Raw genomic sequence first — 18341 nt, forward strand, 5'->3', positions numbered from 1 at the left:
CGCTCTCCAGTTTGAATGACTGGACGGCGGTGTCGGCCCAAGTGGGGACGGTGAGGGAGAGGCGGCCGGCATCGACCGACCAGTCCGAGACCTCGCCGCCATACTGGGTCACCGAGGTCACAGGCCCCAGCCCCTCCGGCAGGCTGACTTTCAGCGTCTGCGCCTCCGGCACGCCGAACACATGCAGGTAAAGCGCTCCGTCGCGGCGCGTCGCACCGACCGGCACGCCGCCCGCCTCACGCTCAGGCAGCTCAACCGGCCGCGTCCCGAGGATCGACGGACCCGCCGTCTCCAGCCACGCCCCCGCCGCTTCAAGCCGCTCCGCCTGCCCCGGCGGGATCACGGTGTCGCCACGCGGGCCGACATTCAGCAGAACATTCCCGTTGAAGCATGCCGCCCGCGCCAGCATCGCCACAAGGTCGTCGCGCGTCAGATAGTCGGCGTCCGTCTCGTTGCGATTGTACGCAAAGGAGTGGCCCATGCCCCGCGTCGTCTCCCACACAAAGGGCAGGATCCGGTCGAACATGCCGTATTCCGGCGTGCGCACATCCCACACCGCCGGCTTCGGCGGCAGCAGGCCTGTCAGCCCTTCCGGCTTGTCGAACGCATCTGCCGGCAGCTGCCCGTCCGGCGCGATCCAGCGGTCATTCGTCAGCCCCTCCGGGACCGCATTGTAATACTTCGCGAGCACGTCATACGAGGCCTGCGCCGACGGATAGGCGATGTCGTTCCAGAGATAATCCGGACGATAACGCGTGATCAGTTCTTCATACTGGGCCGTCGCATAATCCGTATACCCTTCGGCCTCGCCCGGGATCGACGTCATGAAGTCCATGAAGCTCTCGATCCGCTGGTGCTTGAACGTCCAGTCCACGCCCCCGGAATAGTAGACCCCGAACTTCAGGCCCTCGGCCCGCACCGCCTCCGCAAGTTCGCCGACCACGTCCCGCTCGGTATGCCAGCCAGGCCGGTTCGGGTTCTCCACCTCGCTCGGCCACAGGGCGAACCCGTCATGATGCTTGGTCACCAGCACCACATAGCCCGCCCCGGACCGGCGGAACAGACGCGCCCAGGCCACCGGATCCCAGCCGGACAGCGACGCATTGAATGCCTCTCCGAAGCGCTCGTACGGATAGTCAGACCCATACGTCTCGGCATGATACCGCGCCGTCGCGCCATCCTCGAACAGCATCGTGTTTTGGTACCAGGCTGCGTAGGGGGTGTTCGCGAAGCCCTGTTTTTCATCTGCAGGGTCGATCTTGTCGATGGCCAGTTTGTGCGGCGCGAAGGCCGGAATCGAGTACGGTCCCCAGTGGATGAAGATGCCGAACTTCGCGTCCAGGAACCAGTCCGGAACCTCATGGGAAGACAGGCTCTCTGCCGTAGGCTGATAAAGCGCCTTGTCAGACATTCGGACCATCCTCGCGCATTCTGTTGCGAATGCAGCAGCATTGACTGCTGTCCATGTCCCTGTTCCTCCCTGTTCGCGATCTCTGTCTTGTCGCTCTGGTTGAATTGCTAAACCAGTTGCGTTTTATATGCAAGCAGCTTGTTCGTATATGAACCTTATTGACCGCGCGGAAAGTGACTGGGAACACGACAGGCGACCGGCGCGCACAAGCCGGACAAGACGCACCGGCCGGCACACAATGGTCCGGTCACCCGGGAACGAAACGATACGAGGAAACCCCGATGCAACGCATGGCATTCATGATCCGGCTGAAGCCTGAAAAGATACCGGAATACAAAGACTTGCACGCAAACGCCTGGCCGGGGATCCTGAAACAGATCTCCGCCTGCAATATCCGCAACTACACGATCTTCCTGCGCCAGCCGGAAAATCTGCTGGTCGGCGTCTACGAATATCACGGCGATGACCATGACGCGGACATGGCCAGGATGGGCGAGGATCCGGAAACCCGGAAATGGTGGGCCCTGACCGACCCCTGCCAGATGCCGCTCGAATCAGCGGGGCCCGGCGAGTGGTGGAGTCCGCTGGAAGAGGTGTTTCACCATGATTAGCGCCAGACCATAGCGGATCATGCCGGACCATGACGGACGACCAGATGTCCTGACCTGACTGAAACCGGACTAGGCCGCGCCTGCCTGCACATGCCCGAGCGCCGCGGATATCCGCGCGGCGGCGGCCGCGACCATTCCGGGTGCCTCCGCCAGGGACACCCTGGCGCGGCGGGTCACGACAAACGGCACCGTGAGGCTGGCGACCGCCCCGCTGCTGGCCGAGTCGAAAATCGGTGCGCCGATATCCGTCACGCCGTCCACCATCCGCGACGGCATGGACACGTGCCCGGTCTCCAGCACTGATGGGGCATTCGCCTGGAGGGCTTTGATCTCTTCCGCAGACACGCCGCCCGCCTTCAGGTCTTCAACCATTTTCTCGCGCTGGAACGGGGTCGCGAACGAGAACAGCACCAGGCCCGAAGCGGATTTCATGATCGACCGGCGGTGCCCGAGCCGGACACTGAACCCGACATCATCCGGGCTTTCCGTCCGGGCGATCACGACGATCTGGTCAAAGCTGACCACGGCGAGCTGAATGGACTGCATCATCTCCGCCGCCAGTTCCGACATCACCGGCAGGGCCGCCTGGTGCAGGTCGGCCTTGGGCGGAGACCGCATCCCGACCTCGAACAGGCGGTTCGACAATTGCAGCTTTTCCGGATCGTCCGTACGCTCAACATAGCCGCGCATTTCGAGCACGACGACCATGCGGTAAATCTCGCTCCGCGACCGGCCGAGACTCCGTGCAATGTCGGATATGGATTGGGGTGTCCGCATGCCGGCCAGGCATTCGAGAATGTCGAGCCCCTTTTCGAGCGCGGGTGCCTTATAGGGGGCTTCTGCCATTCTTTGCCCATCTTTACCGGCCGGCCCACCGCCAGCCTTTGTTTCATATATAAAATTGTATGCCACAGGTGCTTCACCCATGCAATAAGGGGGCCGGTCCGCCTTCACGCCACAGCGCCGCTCCGGACAGGGCCAGCGACAGGGTCAGGCTTATGCCTCCAGCAGGGTCCGGGCCGCTGCCTCCCCCATGCGCATCGCTTCTTTGACCTCAGCGGCCAGCTTCCCCCGGCGCGGATTTTCCACCCATCTCTGAAGTGGCAGGAATGCACTCGCCAACAGCAGGGCCGCCACGATATCGGGACGCAATTCCTTTTGACGGTCCAGACCGAACTCCGCCGCCACATAGTCGGCAATCACGGATTTTCGCTCCCGGTCATATTCCGACCATGCAAAGGCCAGCTCATCATCCGTCGCAAGAGCATACCACAGCGTGTGCGCGGGCTTGTCGCTCGCTTCGAGCATCTCGGCCAGTGCCAGCGTTTCCGCCGTCACGAACGCGAATACGGATTGCGCTTCACGGCTCTGGAACGCGCGCGCACGCAAATCGTCCAGCTCGCCGGCGGCAAGGCTGCGCGCAAGTTCGCTTTTGGACTTGAAGTGTGTGAACAGGGTCGTGACATGCACGTCCGCGCCATCGGCGATCGCCTGCATGGTCGTCGGGCCATACCCTTCGGTGCTGAAGAGGCCGGCAGCCACTTCAAGCAGTTTCGCCCGCGTCTTTCGGCGACGCTCCGTCCGCCGCGGATACCGGATTTCGGCATCCGGCTGAGACACTGCGCCCACGGCAGATCCTGACTTTTTTGTCGTGGGTCGTTTCGACATACTACCTCACTTTACCCTGCCCGGCCCCGGGCATTCTAACAACACTGGCGGCAAGGCGCGACACGGCCGGGCACAGGCCCTCAAATGCGTACACCTGATTAGTCCGTTCCCCTGCGAACGATTTGCATAGTCCGGTCACGCTGTCCCCCTCTGCTCGTTTGATCCGGCAGCCTGCTTCTTCGCAAGAGCCTCGACTGCATTTTGATGGCTCTCACGGGAAACAGGATAAAAGCTCATGCAGACAAGCGCGACGGACGTGAAGCCCAGCGTCACCAGCGCAAACACGATGGCGAGATTATCTACCGTAACCGCATCAACCTGTCCCGGTTTGGCATCTTGCGGAAAGCCCACCAATGTCAGCACCAGGCCGGAAAACAGTATGCCCATGCCGGACACGGTCTTGTTTACGAACGAAGTCGCCGAAAAGATCAGCCCTTCTGACTGGCGCCCTGTCGAAAGCAGGATCTGTTCGGTGACATCCGCAACCATCGACACGGTCAGAATTGCCGCCGCGACCACCGCCATCGCCACGATCGTGAAGAAGCCGAACAACAGAACGAGGAGCGCCGGATCTCCATTCGGCGGAAACAGGCCCGCCAGCCGCAGGCCAATCGGCGTGACGATTGCGGCAAGCGTCAGGGCATAGAGCGCCAGCGTGGTCCATTTTTTGCCGAACCGTTTCGACAGCGGCAGGACGATCACAAACGCCAGAACCACGCCGAGCAGGCCGCTGGATGTCAGCAGGGCAATCTGGTCTGACGACAATTGCCAGAAATAGGTTTGCATATAGATCAGCAGCGCCGCGTTCAGCCCACCGGACATGGACCCGAAAATGCTGCCGATCAGGATCGGCGCATTGACCCGGTGAAACAGGGTTCCGGCCATCTCCTTCACCGTTTTCAGCAGGCTTTGCCGCGGCGGCGGCGGTGGAAGCGGCAGCCCCGCAATGCGGCGGTGCGTGCCGATGCTTGAAATGAAAATGGCCGTCGCCATCAGCGGGGCGGATATCCAGGCATACCGGGCATAGCCCGAGGCATCGAGCAGTCCGCCGGGCGCAGCAGGATCATCGGCAAAAATGACCGCGAACACGAAGACACCCATCAGGATGCCGCCGACCACGCCGAAGAAGAAGCGGAAAGAGACAAGTTCCGTGCGCTCGTCATAATCCTGGGTAAACTCTGCCAGAAGCGCTGTAGACGGAATTTCGTAGACACCGATCATGACCCGGGTCGCGCTTGCCACCAGGAGGAGGTAAGCGAACAGAACCGTGTCGGACGCCCCCGCTGGCGGCAGCCAGAGCAGGAAGTAGAAAATGCCGACCGGCAGGACCGAGGCATACATGAAGGGGTGGCGGCGCCCCCATTTGCTGCGCAGGGTGTCGGACCATTGACCGACAACCGGATCGAGCACCGCATCGGCGACCATGGCGATCATGATCGCCATGCCGACCCAGGCCGCCGGCAAGCCGACGACCTGATTGTAATAGATCATCAGCAGGGCGTTGAAGCCGTTGTCCTTGATTCCGAACGCAATGGTGCCGACCCCGTAGACCAGTTTCGTGGCCCACGGGACCCGCTGCTTCCCGACGGCTTCTCCCTGCCCCATGACGGCCCCTAGAAGTGCATCTGGAGCTGGACGCCGAAGGTTCGCGGCGCGGTGAGATAGTAGGTTTTCGAAATGCCGGAGGGCAGCAACCTCACCGCACCGGTTGCGCCATCATACCCCTGTTCGTCGAACAGGTTCTTCACATAGCCCACAACCCGGAACGCATCCGACTGGCTGGTCCAGACGCCGACCAGATCAATCTGGCTGGATGAGGGCGTCTGCGTGTAGTCGCGATTGAAGATGCCGTGATAGGTTTCATCCTGCCAGGAATAATTGGCCGACAGGGTCAGGTCTCCACGGTCCCCGAGCGGCACATCATAGCTGGCATTCACGCCGATCTTGTTCGGGACAGTCCGCGGCAGCATCTCGCCCTTCAGGCTTTGCGGCTGATTGCCATTGGAGTCGGGGGTTCCGACCGGCTGGGCACCGGGCTGCAGACCGAGCGGGTCCGCCACATCGATGAAGCAACAGGCGTCCTGAACCTCGGAGTCGTTGTAGGCGTAACTCATGAGAATCCGGACATTGTCTGCCGGGGTGAAGCGCGCCTCCAGCTCCAGTCCCTGCGCCTCAGCATCTGCGATGTTGAAGAACCGGGTCCGCGTGATGCCGTTCTCCACCACGTCCAGCGGAACCTGCAGGCCGTCATAGGAATAGTGATAGGCCGTTGCATTCAGCTGCAATGTGCTGCCGAAGCCTTTCTTCACGCCCAGCTCGAAGGCGTCCAGCAACTCCTCGTCCGTCTGCGGGAACTGGCTGATGCCCCCCGCATTGAAGCCGCCGGATTTGTAGCCCCGGCTATAGCGGAAAAAGTAGTTGGTCTGATCATCAGGCTGCCACTGGATGCCCGCCACGCCAGACAAGGCGTTCCAGGCATTGGCGAGCTGCCGGCTGGCCAGGCCTGTCGCGGGATCGATCGTGACGCTGCTGTCCACGCCCGCTGCCGGCGCGAAGGAAATCGATGCCGCCGTCAGGTCTACCGCAGGCGCCAGCGCCCCCGACCCGCCAAGGGTGAGACCGGGCACAATGCCGTACCCGATCACACGGACCGCCTCGGAACCGGACTTTTCATCCATGGAATACCGGAGACCGCCTGTCAGCGTGACAGTGTCGGTCAGGTCGTAGTCCATTTGTCCGAACACGGCATAGGACTCCGTATTCAGATCGGACAGGGCAGTGACATAATCGCCGTCAGGATTGGGCGCTGCGGCGATCGGCGCCAGGATCTGCGGCTGGTCTGCATTGCCGAAGTGGGATTCCTGATGGAAATCCTCCTCATAGGCATACGCCCCCACGATCCACCAAAGCCCGTCATCAGTGGTCGACTGGGCCGTCAGTTCGTGGCTCCAGAAGGACCGGTCCTCGATATAGCCGAAGGTGCGGGAGGGATAGATCGTCGCCGCGCTGCAGACCGGGCCGAGATTCTCGATCAGCCACTGGCAGTTCGGCCCGCCGGTCAGGAGCTCACCGGCCAACGGGTTCGCCGCGTCGAGCGGGTAATCGTACGAGGTGATGCTCGTCCCGTCATCGTCCCGGAACGAGTCATAGTAATACGTCCGGTAGCCGCCGAGATATTTGATGTCGATCGTCGGCAGGCTCCACGTCGCCACGGTGGCAATGCCGTAGGCATCGTCGAGTTCCGAGTGCGTCGGCGTGTTCACGTTGAATTTGCGGATATCGTCGGCACCGGGGTTCGACACCGCGTTCCCTTCCTGCGTATAGCCCGGCACGAGGTAGCCAAAAGCCGCCCCCGGGGTGAGGTAGCCGGTCGGGAACGGGAACAGGTCATAGGGGCTGCCCAGATTGGTGGTCCGATTCCGCAGCGTGCTGTTGGTGGTATCCGCCTTGAACCAGACTGACAGCGAGTCCGTCACATCGGCATCGAGCTGGAACTCAAGATAGGTGGTCTCATTGGCGCCGGCCTCGCTCGGCCCGCCCGCCACATTGTCGAAATAGCCGTCATCCTGGTTCTGGTATGACCCGCCCAGTTTCGCCCGCACCCGGTCGCTGAGGGGGCCTGAGACGCTCGCCTCGACAGAGGTCGTCCCGAAATTGCCGACCGTGAAACGGATATCCCGCGCCAGCGTGTCTTCCGGGCGTTTGGAGATGACGTTGATCGCACCGCCGATGGAGTTGCGTCCATACAGCGTGCCTTGCGGGCCGCGCAGCACTTCCACCCGCTCGATGAAAAAGTCGCTCTTTGCAACGGCGGAGGTCGAAGAGTCATAAATTCCGTCGGAATAGGTCGCGACGCCGGGGTCTGACCCGTTGGTGTTCGTCTGACGCCCCACGCCCCGGACAAACACCCGGTCATCCCCCGCGGAGAAAGACAGGCTTGGCGTGAAACGGGCGAAATCAGACAGGTTCTCAATCGCGAGTTCCTGTCGGACATCTGCCGTATACGCCGTCACGGAGACCGGCACATCGTTGAGATCCTGCTCCCGCTTGACCGCGGTGACAGTCACTTCATCAAGCTTCCTGACCCGGTCCTGATCTGCGTCGCCCGACTCCTCCTGCGCCATAGCGGGATGACTCACGCCGAGCGCGATCATGCTGGCGGCCACCAGCAAGTTGATCCGTTTCATTTCCTTATTCCTCCCAAAGACATTCGCCTGCTGAGTCTTCGCCCAGTCGATGAGAAGGCTAATATCGATTATTCTAGTTGTATAGTGTTATCTTGCTCCCGCGTTGTCGAGAGCGGGTCCCCCCATGCCAGGATTGTTCGCCATCACCGCGCGTCTGCAGGCGGAAACGGGCATTTCTTGCGCATTCGGAAATCTGTCCCTGGTGCCAGCATTCGCGGCCATGGCTCCATTCTGCTCGTGCCCACAAGGGACAGGATGAGGAGCAGGTAAATCAGCACAAGCACGATCACAGAGCGCACCTGTCAGTGCGAACGCTTCCTTGGCGTCCCGGCAGCCCCTGAATGACCGGCTCATCCCCTTCAGGCTTCAGACAAAAGGGACCGTAGCGCCCGCACAAGCTGAAAGCACTGGTCCGGCGTGTTGTAGAGCGTCGGCGTCACCCGCACGCAGGCACCCTTGTGAACGCCATCCCGGTGTACAGCGAAAATACCATGTTTCTCAACCAGCGCCTTCACGATAGCCTTGTTGTCATCGACGCTCGTCTTGCCCTTGAAGCGGAAGGAGGTGATCGCCGCGTGCAGGCGCGGGTCTGATGGCGTCAGGATCTCGATCCGGTCGTCGCCGCGCATCTCCTCTGCCCAAAGGTCGCGCAGGTAAGCCACACGGGCAGCCTTGTGCGCCGGGCCGACGAGTTCATGGAAATCGAGCGCGTCTTTCAGCGTCAGGAAGGTCGCGAAATTCGTCGTGCCGGTATGGATGCGGTGGTAGATCGTACCGACGCCTTCTGGCCGTTCGGAAATGTCCGGAGAAATATCTGCCAGACGGTCCTGCCGGATATAGATCAGGCCGGCGCCTATCGGGGCGCCGATCCATTTATGCAGATTGAAGCCGACAAAGTCTGCGCCAAGGTCTTCCATCCGGAAATCGGTCTGCCCCCAGGAATGGGCGGCGTCGACGATGCAGTCCACACCAAAGCCGCGTGCCATTTCGACGATCTCGCGCACGGGGATCATCAGGCCGGTGCGGTGGCTGATATGGGTCAACAGGAGGAGGCGCACCTTTGGGTTCGCGGCCAGGGCCTGCCGGTAGGTGTCTATCAATTGATCGTAAGTGACCGGTTCGGGAATATCGATGCGGACAACGGACGCCCCTTCCCGTTCGGCCTTGGTATCCATCGCCGTCTGGATGGAGTCGTAGTCGAGGTCGGAATACATGACCGCATCGCCAGGCTTCAGACGGTTGTAGCCGCCGACCAGAGCCTGCAGGGATTCGGTGGCATTGCGGGTGAAGACGATCTCGTCCGCTCCGGCGCCGAGGAAATCCGCGATGCGCGCATGGATGGGCTGGATTTCCGCGTAATAGTCCCGGCGGGCGTACCAGGAATTGTTGCGGTTCACCTTTTCGGTATTCCGGATGAAGGCCTCAAGGACCGGCTTTGCCATCAGGCCCCAATAGCCATTCTCGAAATTCACAACGTCCGGCGTGACGTCGTATTGCGCCACAATCGGGCGCCAGACGGCTTCATCGCTGGCGATTTGTTGCACTGTGCGCCCTCCTGTTTCCGCTGGCCCCGGCGCGGCAGCGCAGGCCGTTTCTGTCCCTATCGAAGCGGCCGCAACGGCAGCGCCCTTCATGACCAGTCGTCTGGTGAGGTCCATTTATCGTCCCGGGAACTGATGCTGCAATCCGGGCGGACAAGGCCTTGGCCGCCCGGCTCACCCTTAGGGGCATTGCGGCAACGCGTCAGCCCCCGCCGGACGTAAAAGCGGCGACGGTTTTGTAACGCTCAAAAATCAGCCAGTCCGGCCATTCAGGGCAGCAAAGCCAGGTGTTGTTCCAGATCCGAGGACAGGGACAAAAGCCGGGCCTGAGCGACCTGCAGCTGGGTTGCGGCGCGGTAGCGGGCGATCTGGGCATCGCGGTATTCATTCTCCGCATCCAGAGCGTCGACGAGCGTCCGGATACCGGCCGCCTGCTCCTTCTGGGCCCCTTCGGCGGCCAGCGCAGCCGCCGTCTCGGCATGCTCGGCGGCGGCCAGCGACAGGCGCCGGGCTTCGATGTCCCCCCAGAGGCCGATCACGGCTTCATGCAGCTGGAGTTCAGCCGTGCGCACATTTGCCATGGCGGCACTCCGCCCGGCAACGGCCTCACGTTTGGAGGCATTGCGCAAGCCGCCCGTCAGAAGCGGCACCTCAACTTGCACGAAGGCGCCGACGTCGCTGATCTGGTCCTCAAAGAAGAAGTAGACGTCTTCCCCGGTCGTTGCGCGGGCTTTCAGCGAGACCTTCGGGCCGAACCGGCCTTTCGCTTCCGTCACCCGGTGCCCGGCAGAGATTTCCGCGGCGCGGGCCGCTGCGAGGTCAGGATTCTTGGACATCACGCGCGACAAGGCAGCCTGCATGTCTCCACCGACCACTTCACCGAGTTCTGGCGGTTCCTGCGTCACGGCATGGTCAACGCCGGTCAGGCGCGCCAGGCGTGCCCATGCGCCGGAGAGCGCCGCACGGGCCGCTTCACGCTGGGCTTGTGCGGAGGCAAGGCGGGCTTCCGTCAGGGCGATGTCGGTACGCGTCACCTGCCCCTGATCGAACCGGGCCTGTGTTTCATCAAGGCGTATACGGAAAGTCGAAACCCGGGCTTCGGCCACTTCCACCGTCCGCTCAGCCAGCCAGGCATTGGCGTAGGCCTCGAACGTGTCGAGGACGAGCGTTTCACGGGCGCCGAGCAGTTGATAGCCAGCGGCGTCGCGCTGGGCTTTCGCCGCATTCACGGCAGCGCCGAGGGCACCTGACTGGAAAACAGTCCACTCGGCTTGCAAGCCGGCGGAACGCGGCACCTGAGAAATCCGGTCCTGTGTGAAGTCTGTCTCGACTGCGCCCACTTGCGCCTGGAAGCCAGCCTGCAGACCCCGGCCTGCGCGGGCGGCATCGACTCCGGCCTTGCTGCGCTCAACGCCAGCTTCAGCCTGGTCAAGCGACGGGTCGTGACTGAGGGCCTGCTGCACGGCATCGCGCAGCGAAATCGGCTGGGCGAGCGCAACAGGAGCGGCCAACGCCAGCAGGCTGACGGTGAGACGCCGGGCCAATGTCATGCTCATTTGAACGCGTTACCCGGCTTCAGGCCAAGGGCCTTGAAGATCAACGCGGCCGGGCAGAAGCCCGTGAATGCGGCCTGGAACATGTTCAGCCCGGCAAAGGCCGTCAGCAGGAACCAGTACGGCGACACGAAATAGCCAAGCGCGAGGCTCAGCGACACAACAACGCCAGCGAAAGCGAAGACAGCACGATCGACATTCATGTTGAACATCCTTTGAGTTGGGTTCAGGCGCTCAGCCCGAAGGTTGACTGGATCCACCGGGACAGGCCCTCACCGGTCTGGGCACCGGACTGGTTGGCGATCAGGTCACCATCCTGCCAGGCAATCAGGGTCGGGATGCCGCGGATGCCGAGCTTGCCGGCGGCTTCCTGGTTCTGGTCGGAATTCAGCTTGAAAAAGCGGACATGGTCGGCAAAGCGCGCCGCAGAGGCTTCATAGGCGGGGGCCATCATCCGGCACGGGCCGCACCATGGCGCCCAGACATCCAGCACGAAGGCACCGGTGTCGCGGGCCAGCAGCCTTTCCAGCATCGCTCCGTCGATCTCCACCGGCGTCTGCGTTGCCAGCGGCTCGTGGCACTTGCCGCACTTGCCTGCGGACAAGGGTTTCCCGGCGGCGACGCGGTTGGGCGCGCCGCAGCTGGTGCAAATGGCGATGGTGCCTTTGACGGTGGTATCGACCATGACGGGCTCCTTTCCAGGCCTACTTCAGCTTGTACGTTTTCAGCAGGTTCAGCGCGGCGTTTTCGTAGAAGGTTTCGGAACGTCCGGCCTTGATCTTGCCGAGGAAGTATTTCTCGAACCCGACTTTTGCGGTGTGCACCCAGCCGCCGGAGACGGACCAGTTCACATTGCGCGGCGGGATCTGCGGCTGGGCGATAAAGGCTACACCGCCATCGCCGAAGTCGGCAATACAGATGGCGTTCCAGGACGCTTCGTGGGTCGGTTCCTTGCCGCGGACGATCTGGCCGAGGTTCTCCGCAATCGCGGTGACCATGGATTCGATCATGAAGCCGGTTTTCGGCACGCCCACGGGCACCGGCGTCTTGCCGACCGGCGGAATGGCGATGCAGACGCCCAGGCCCAGGACTTCCGGATATTTCGGATTGCGCTGGTGCTTGTCGGTGATGACGAAGCCGCGCGGATTCACGAGGCCCTCGATATCCCGCACAGCAGGCACTCCGCGGAACGGCGGCAGCATCATCGAATACTTCATCGGAAGCTCGTGGATCTCCTTGGTGGAGCCATCCTCGTTGACTTCCTCGACAATCATCTTGTCGGCTTCGACCTTCTGGACCTTCGCGTTGCAGATCCACTTGATGTGCCGGTCGCGCATTTCGCTTTCGAGCAGGCCCTTGGTGTCTCCCACCCCGTCGAGGCCCAGATGGCCGATATAGGGTTCGGACGTGACAAAGGTCATCGGCACTTTGTCGCGGATCTTCCGCTTGCGCAGCTCTGTCTCGATGATCATCGCGGTTTCATAGGCCGGGCCGTAACAGGAGGCGCCCTGAACCGCGCCCACAATGACGGGGCCCGGATCATCGCAGAATGCCTCGAATGCCTTGTAGCCGGCTTCAGCATGATCAATGTGGCAGACAGATTGCGTGAACCCGCCATGTGGCCCAAGGCCTTCGATCTCGTCGAAGGCCAGTTCCGGGCCGGTCGCGATGACAAGGTAGTCGTAATCGACGAAGGACCCGTCACTCATGCGCAGGCGCTTGTTATCCGCCTCGACCTTTTCGGCCGCGCCGACGACCAATTGTACATGGCGCTTTTTCATCGGTTTTTCGAGGTCGACAATAATGTCTTCACGGTCTCGCCAGCCAACCAGAACCCAAGGGTTCGAGGGCACGAACTGGTAGAAGTCCGTCTCGTTGACAGCAATCACTTCATCTTGTCGCCGGACTTTTTTCCGAATCTCGTAAGCGGCGATCACACCGCCCAAACCTGCACCCAATACAACGATCTTTGCCATGGCCTTGCTCCCTGGGGGATTAATTATCTGTTTGCGTTATCCCTTATATTCGCATTTTATAAAATGCGCATTATGTCGCATGTTTAATCTAACCGGTCACATGTATCCCGGTTTTCAAAGTACACGACGTGCGCTCGCGCGCACATAAGAGGAGTCCCTTATGGCTGATCCCCGCGACCTTTCCCCAGCAACCGTTTGTGATGGCCTCAAAGCCAGTGAGATCCTGCTCGTGGATGTGCGGGAACCGAACGAATTTGCGTTCGAGCGCATCCATGGGGCCCTGCTCCTCCCGCTCTCGACCTTCGAACCGAAGTCCATCCCGACCGATACGGGACGCAAGATCGTATTCCAGTGCGGATCCGGCAAACGCTCGCGCGCCGCACTCGATGCCTTCCTCGCAGCGACCGGCGCCGATGCCGCGCACATGGCTGGCGGCATCATGAAATGGAAGGCGGACGGATTACCGTGCGTCCAGATCAATCCGGCAACTGGCAAGGTAGAAGACCATGGCCGTTACTAGAACGCTCCTGCTCAGCGCGGCCTTCGCGGCCTTTTCTCTGTCGGCGGTCGCGGAAGTCATGACCGTCGAGGAATCGGTGGTGATGGACTACCGCCCGGCGGTCGCCCGGATCGAGGCGGCTGACTCTGCCACGGCCCGCTCACGGCTTCAGGGGGTCGTCTCCCGCCTGTCGATCGATGAGGGCGATGTCGTCGATGCGGGCGATCTCGTCGCCGTCGTGACCGACGCCACCATCGCGCCCAGCATTTCCGCGCTGGCCTCACGCATCGAAGGCCTTCAGGCCCAGATCCGTCAGGCAGAGGAAGACCTCACCCGCAACGAAGCGCTTTTCGAGCAGGGCTTTTTCCCGAAAGCGCGCCTCGACGAACAGCGTACCAATCTGGATGTGCTGCAACGCAACCTCTCCTCCGCCAGATCAGAGCGCAATGCGCTTGGCGCCCGCCAGGCCGAAGGCCGTATCCTGGCCCCGGCGGATGCCAAGGTGACCAGTGTCAATGTCGTGGAAGGATCGGTCGTTTCGCCCGGCGAAGTCATTGCCTCATTTGCGACGGTGAACGGCGTCGTGCGCCTGTCCCTTCCGGAACGCCACGCGGCACAGATCAGTGAAGGCGAGACCTTCGCCCTGCGCCTGCCGACCCGCGGCGACGATGTGCGCACAGCCACGATTGTCAAAGTCTATCCCGAACTGCGCAACGGCGAACTGATCGCCGACGCCACAGTGCCCGGCGGGCTCGACGCGCTGGTCGGTGAACGTGTCGACGTGCTGGCCCCGGTCGGTGAACGCCGCGCGATCCTTGTGCCGAAGGACTATGTCTCCACCCGCTATGGCGTGGACTTCGTCCGTGTCCAGGTGGGCGAACGCTTCGTCGATGCGCCCATCGCGCTCGCTGCACCGCTCGCCGACACCGAAGGCAAATATGAAGTGCTCACCGGCCTGAAACCCGGGGACAAAATCGAAAAGCCGGAGTGATCGAATGAAACCGGACGTCTCGGGTTCCATTACACGCGCGACCATCCGGTCGCCGCTGACCCCGCTCTTCCTGCTGACAGCGCTCGCCGTCGGCCTTGTCGCGTTGCTTTCCATCCCGCGGGAGGAAGAGCCGCAGATTTCCGTGCCCATGGTCGACATGATCGTGCAGGCGCCGGGGCTGAAAGCGCCGGACGTGGTGGAACAGGTCACCGAGCCCCTGGAAAACATCATCAAGGCCATTCCGGACGTCGAGCATGTCTACTCGCAGAGCCGGGACGATGGCGCGATGGTCACGGCCCGTTTCAATGTTGGCACCGATGCCGATGACGCCATCCTGCGCGTGCACGAAAAGATCCGCGCGAACATGGACCGAATCCCTCCCGATGTGCCGATGCCGCTGGTCGTGGGCCGGGGGATCAATGACGTCTCCATCGTCACACTGACCCTGTCGCCGGAGGAATGGACCGGGGACGTCTGGACAGACACCACTCTGCGCATGCTCGCAGAGGAGTTGCAGTCCGAACTCATCAAGATCGACGATGTCGGCCTGACCACGATCATCGGCGGGCGCCCGCTGGAACTGCGGGTCGAGCCGGACATTCAGGCCATGGCGGCCTATGGCGTGCCACTGCAGACACTGGTCCAGTCCGTCGGGCAGGCTGCGGCTGCAATGCCGGTCGGCTCTGCCCGCCAGGATGGCGACACATTACTCGTCCAGGCAGGTGACCGGATTGATGCGGTCGGCGAACTGGAACGCCTTGAAATTCCGGGCGCCGATGGCCGCACGGTTTACCTCTCCGATGTCGCCACGATCCGCGTTGCCGGCGCAGAAAGCGACTCCCGCGTCTGGACGCTCGACCGGCGCGAAGACGGCGAAGGCTTTGCCGCCCGCCCGGCCGTGACCCTCTCGCTCGCCAAGCGTCCCGGCGCAAACGCGGTGAACGTGGCTGAGGCGATCCTGCACCGGGTCGACCTTTTGAAAGGCGGCCTGATCCCGGACGGCGTACGCGTCGAGGTGACCCGCGACTATGGCGAGACAGCGAACCACAAGGCCAATGAACTCCTGTTCCACCTCGGCCTCGCGACAATCTCCATCGTGATCCTGATCGCCTTTGCGATTGGCTGGCGCGAAGCGCTGGTGACGCTGATTGTGATCCCGACAACCATCCTGCTGACGCTCTTTGCGTCGCTGATGATGGGGTACACGATCAACCGTGTGTCCCTGTTCGCGCTGATCTTCTCCATCGGCATCCTGGTGGATGATGCGATTGTCATCATCGAGAACATTGCCCGTCACTGGGCCATGAAGGATGGCCGCTCCCGCGTGAAAGCTGCCGTCGATGCGGTTTCGGAAGTTGGCAACCCGACCATTATTGCAACGCTGACCGTGATCGCGGCACTGTTGCCGATGATGTTCGTGTCCGGACTGATGGGCCCCTATATGGCGCCAATCCCCGCGAATGCGTCGGCCGCCATGCTGTTCTCCTTCTTCGTCGCCGTCGGTGTTGCGCCGTGGCTGATGATGAAGATTGCCGGCAAGGCCCCGCTGCACGGCCATGGTGCCAGCGGTGAGGAAGATCACCTCGAAGGGGCCGAAGCGACGCGTCTCGGCGCGTTCTACAGGAAAGTCGCCGGGCCGATTATCTCTTCGCGCAAGAACTCCTGGGTCTTCCTGCTCGCTGTCGGCGTGACGACGCTTGCCTCGCTCAGCCTGTTCTATTTCAAGGTTGTGCCGGTGAAACTGCTGCCGTTCGACAACAAGTCGGAAATCCAGGTCGTGGTCGACCTGCCGGAAGGCGCCTCGGTCGAAGACACGGAACGCGCGCTGTTTGCGCTCGCCGATGCGATCCGCGACGTGGACGAGGTGGAGACCATTCAGGCCTATGCCGGAACGGCGGCCCCCTTCAACTTCAACGGCCTCGTGCGCCACTACTTCCTGCGCATGTCGCCGGAACTGGGCGACCTGCAGGTGAACCTGTCCGAGAAGTCACACCGCAAACGGGCAAGCCACCCGATTGCGCTGGACATTCGTGCGCGTCTGCTGGCCCTGCCGATGCCGGAAGGCACCAGCGTGAAAGTCGTCGAGGTTCCGCCCGGACCGCCGGTGCTGTCCACGCTGCTGGCGGAGATCTACGGCCCGACGCCGGAAGCCCGCCGCGAGACGGCCGCGATTGTCGAGCAATTCTTCAAGGACACGGACTTCATCGTCGACGTCGACAATTCCATCGGCGATCCGGCCCCGCGCCTGACCGTCTCCGTGGATGAGCCACGCGCTGCCGATTATGGCGTCCAGCAACAGGACATCCTCGATACGATCGCCCTCACCTTTACGGGCCAGACCGTGGGCGTCAGCCCGCGCAGCGAAGGACGTGACCCGCTCGACATCCGCATCCGCCTGCCGAAATCAGAGCGCAACTGGTCTCAGGAGGTTGCCACCATTCCGGTGCCGGCACGCCTGGCCGGGCCGAATGCCCCGCCTGTGGAACTGGGCGCGCTGGTCGATGTTTCGGAGGAATTCGGTTCCCCGGTCATTTTCCGCCGCGACGGCTATTTCGCCGACATGGTGATGGGCGAACTGGCCGGCCGGTTCGAGGCGCCGATCTACGGCATGTTCGAAATCCAGGACAAGGTGAAGAGCTTTGACTGGGCCGCGGCCGGTCTCACCGCCCCGGCTGTGCGCATGTACGGCCAGCCGGCGGACGACACGCAGCCGACCCTGCTCTGGGATGGCGAATGGGAAATCACCTATGTCACCTTCCGTGACATGGGCGCAGCCTTCGCTGTGGCCTTGCTGGCGATCTATATCCTCGTCGTCGGCCAGTTCGGAACGTTCCGGGTGCCCCTGATCATCCTGACGCCGGTTCCGCTGACGTTGATCGGTATCATGATCGGCCACTGGCTGTTCGGCGCGGCCTTCACGGCCACCTCCATGATCGGCTTCATCGCGCTTGCCGGGATTATCGTGCGCAACTCGATCCTGCTGGTGGACTTCATCCGCCATCTCGAAGACGGCAAGACACCGCTCAAGGACGTGCTGCTGCATGCCGGTGCGATCCGCTTCAAGCCGATCCTGCTGACCGCCCTGGCGGCCATGATCGGGGCAGCCGTGATCCTGACGGACCCGATTTTCCAGGGCCTGGCCATCTCACTGCTGTTCGGGCTCGCTTCTTCGACCGCGCTGACCGTACTGGTGATTCCCGCGATTTACGTCGCCCTGCGCGGTCCGGACTGGCTGCCAGAGAAAAGAGGCACGGAACCTGCTGATACCGCAGGAACCGGACAGGAGGTACACAGCTGATGGCTGCCAGAAAGAAAGCCGCCAACGACGCCTATGCAGTGGTTTCGGACAGCATTCACGAAGCGTCCGAAGTCATGAAGGCCATGTCGAGTGAAACGCGGCTGAAGATCCTCTGCGCCCTCAGCGAAGGCGGCGAGATGCCCGTGGGCGAACTCGCCAATCTGACCGAGCAATCGCACTCTGCCGTCTCTCAGCACCTGGCCAAGCTGCGGGCGGCGAACCTGGTGGAATCCCGGCGGGATGCGCAGACGATCTACTATCGCTGTAGCGGTGGCGTGGGGCGCGCCCTGATCAATACGCTCTGCGATTACTACCGCTGAAAACCGCCCGGAAATTCCGGTCCCGGAACCCAAAAAGCCGCCCCGAGGGGCGGCTTTTTCTGGCTGGGTCACCAGTCTCTGGAGAAAATGGCGCGAGTGACGGGGCTCGAACCCGCGACCTCCGGCGTGACAGGCCGGCACTCTAACCAGCTGAGCTACACCCGCGCATTTTCCGGGCCGCGTTGCGGCGAGCCGCCTCTTTATGCGCGGGCGAAGATGGGGTCAAGCGGGGAACTTCATGCGGAATCAGGTATTTCGTTTTTTCAACAGCCATTCCTCCGACATA

The 18341-nt window shown here is 62.2% G+C and carries 15 protein-coding genes and 1 tRNA gene; 5 read left to right on the plus strand and 11 right to left on the minus strand.

Features of this window, described 5'->3' with window-relative positions:
• Positions 1 to 1411 (minus strand): alpha-L-fucosidase (locus tag HAD_RS14320; protein WP_051596335.1); only part of this gene is annotated, 1411 nt, incomplete at its 3' end.
• 281 nt (positions 1412 to 1692) lie between these two features.
• Here HAD_RS14320 and HAD_RS14325 point away from each other — a divergent pair.
• Positions 1693 to 2022, plus strand: coding sequence for an L-rhamnose mutarotase (locus HAD_RS14325; RefSeq protein WP_035572982.1), 330 nt, complete (start codon positions 1693 to 1695; stop codon positions 2020 to 2022).
• A 69-nt stretch (positions 2023 to 2091) separates the two neighbouring features.
• Here the strand turns inward: HAD_RS14325 and HAD_RS14330 are convergent, their stop codons facing one another.
• From HAD_RS14330 to HAD_RS14370, 9 genes are all read right to left on the minus strand, one after another.
• On the minus strand, positions 2092 to 2868 hold the full coding sequence (locus tag HAD_RS14330) for an IclR family transcriptional regulator (protein WP_035572983.1): 777 nt from the start codon (positions 2866 to 2868) through the stop codon (positions 2092 to 2094).
• Positions 2869 to 3018: 150 nt separating this feature from the next.
• The gene (locus HAD_RS18155; RefSeq protein ID WP_084331988.1) at positions 3019 to 3690 is read right to left on the minus strand and encodes a TetR/AcrR family transcriptional regulator; all 672 of its coding nucleotides are present in this window, start codon (positions 3688 to 3690) and stop codon (positions 3019 to 3021) included.
• Positions 3691 to 3825: 135 nt separating this feature from the next.
• Complete coding sequence (locus tag HAD_RS14340; protein ID WP_035572990.1) at positions 3826 to 5295, minus strand: MFS transporter; 1470 nt, start codon at positions 5293 to 5295, stop codon at positions 3826 to 3828.
• Between the two features lie 8 nt (positions 5296 to 5303).
• Entirely contained in the window at positions 5304 to 7877 is a 2574-nt protein-coding gene (locus HAD_RS14345; protein ID WP_035572993.1) for a TonB-dependent receptor, read from the minus strand.
• A 359-nt stretch (positions 7878 to 8236) separates the two neighbouring features.
• Complete coding sequence (locus HAD_RS14350) at positions 8237 to 9421, minus strand: aminotransferase class V-fold PLP-dependent enzyme (RefSeq protein ID WP_241765381.1); 1185 nt, start codon at positions 9419 to 9421, stop codon at positions 8237 to 8239.
• A gap of 266 nt (positions 9422 to 9687) precedes the next feature.
• Positions 9688 to 10974 (minus strand): TolC family protein, encoded by a 1287-nt coding sequence (locus tag HAD_RS14355; RefSeq protein WP_035572997.1) that lies wholly within the window; start codon positions 10972 to 10974, stop codon positions 9688 to 9690.
• Positions 10971 to 11174, minus strand: a complete 204-nt coding sequence (locus HAD_RS14360) for a YgaP family membrane protein (protein ID WP_035572998.1) — start codon at positions 11172 to 11174, stop codon at positions 10971 to 10973. The genes HAD_RS14355 and HAD_RS14360 overlap by 4 nt, the downstream gene beginning before the upstream one ends.
• A gap of 23 nt (positions 11175 to 11197) precedes the next feature.
• Positions 11198 to 11656, minus strand: coding sequence for a thioredoxin family protein (locus tag HAD_RS14365; protein ID WP_035573000.1), 459 nt, complete (start codon positions 11654 to 11656; stop codon positions 11198 to 11200).
• Between the two features lie 19 nt (positions 11657 to 11675).
• The gene (locus HAD_RS14370; protein ID WP_035573002.1) at positions 11676 to 12947 is read right to left on the minus strand and encodes an NAD(P)/FAD-dependent oxidoreductase; all 1272 of its coding nucleotides are present in this window, start codon (positions 12945 to 12947) and stop codon (positions 11676 to 11678) included.
• Between the two features lie 160 nt (positions 12948 to 13107).
• Between HAD_RS14370 and HAD_RS14375 the strand changes: the two genes are divergently transcribed.
• From HAD_RS14375 to HAD_RS14390, 4 genes are read left to right on the plus strand one after another with little or no spacing between them, the layout of a single operon-like run.
• A complete protein-coding gene (locus tag HAD_RS14375; protein WP_035573003.1) occupies positions 13108 to 13467 on the plus strand; it encodes a rhodanese-like domain-containing protein in 360 nt (119 codons plus the stop codon).
• Positions 13454 to 14437 carry an efflux RND transporter periplasmic adaptor subunit gene (locus tag HAD_RS14380; protein WP_035573004.1) on the plus strand — a complete coding sequence of 328 codons (984 nt, stop codon included), beginning with the start codon at positions 13454 to 13456 and terminating at the stop codon, positions 14435 to 14437. Before HAD_RS14375 ends, HAD_RS14380 begins: the two co-directional genes overlap by 14 nt.
• 4 nt (positions 14438 to 14441) lie before the next feature.
• Entirely contained in the window at positions 14442 to 17735 is a 3294-nt protein-coding gene (locus tag HAD_RS14385) for an efflux RND transporter permease subunit (RefSeq protein ID WP_051596337.1), read from the plus strand.
• Positions 17735 to 18055, plus strand: a complete 321-nt coding sequence (locus tag HAD_RS14390; protein ID WP_035573006.1) for an ArsR/SmtB family transcription factor — start codon at positions 17735 to 17737, stop codon at positions 18053 to 18055. The genes HAD_RS14385 and HAD_RS14390 overlap by 1 nt, the downstream gene beginning before the upstream one ends.
• An 88-nt stretch (positions 18056 to 18143) precedes the next feature.
• On the opposite strand, the gene HAD_RS14395 is transcribed toward HAD_RS14390, so the two are convergent.
• Positions 18144 to 18220 (minus strand) — tRNA-Asp (locus HAD_RS14395).
• Positions 18221 to 18341: the final 121 nt, after the last annotated feature.

It is taken from the genome of Hyphomonas adhaerens MHS-3 (genome assembly GCF_000685235.1).
GTDB lineage: Bacteria > Pseudomonadota > Alphaproteobacteria > Caulobacterales > Hyphomonadaceae > Hyphomonas > Hyphomonas adhaerens.

Excerpts from the sequence above, each read along its gene's own strand:
- HAD_RS14325 (WP_035572982.1), top strand. The coding sequence starts at position 1,693 with ATGCAACGCATGGCATTCATGATCCGGCTGAAGCCTGAAAAGATACCG.
- HAD_RS14330 (WP_035572983.1), bottom strand. The coding sequence starts at position 2,868 with ATGGCAGAAGCCCCCTATAAGGCACCCGCGCTCGAAAAGGGGCTCGAC.
- HAD_RS18155 (WP_084331988.1), bottom strand. The coding sequence starts at position 3,690 with ATGTCGAAACGACCCACGACAAAAAAGTCAGGATCTGCCGTGGGCGCA.
- HAD_RS14340 (WP_035572990.1), bottom strand. The coding sequence starts at position 5,295 with ATGGGGCAGGGAGAAGCCGTCGGGAAGCAGCGGGTCCCGTGGGCCACG.
- HAD_RS14345 (WP_035572993.1), bottom strand. The coding sequence starts at position 7,877 with ATGAAACGGATCAACTTGCTGGTGGCCGCCAGCATGATCGCGCTCGGC.
- HAD_RS14355 (WP_035572997.1), bottom strand. The coding sequence starts at position 10,974 with ATGAGCATGACATTGGCCCGGCGTCTCACCGTCAGCCTGCTGGCGTTG.
- HAD_RS14360 (WP_035572998.1), bottom strand. The coding sequence starts at position 11,174 with ATGAATGTCGATCGTGCTGTCTTCGCTTTCGCTGGCGTTGTTGTGTCG.
- HAD_RS14365 (WP_035573000.1), bottom strand. The coding sequence starts at position 11,656 with ATGGTCGATACCACCGTCAAAGGCACCATCGCCATTTGCACCAGCTGC.
- HAD_RS14370 (WP_035573002.1), bottom strand. The coding sequence starts at position 12,947 with ATGGCAAAGATCGTTGTATTGGGTGCAGGTTTGGGCGGTGTGATCGCC.
- HAD_RS14375 (WP_035573003.1), top strand. The coding sequence starts at position 13,108 with ATGGCTGATCCCCGCGACCTTTCCCCAGCAACCGTTTGTGATGGCCTC.
- HAD_RS14380 (WP_035573004.1), top strand. The coding sequence starts at position 13,454 with ATGGCCGTTACTAGAACGCTCCTGCTCAGCGCGGCCTTCGCGGCCTTT.
- HAD_RS14385 (WP_051596337.1), top strand. The coding sequence starts at position 14,442 with ATGAAACCGGACGTCTCGGGTTCCATTACACGCGCGACCATCCGGTCG.
- HAD_RS14390 (WP_035573006.1), top strand. The coding sequence starts at position 17,735 with ATGGCTGCCAGAAAGAAAGCCGCCAACGACGCCTATGCAGTGGTTTCG.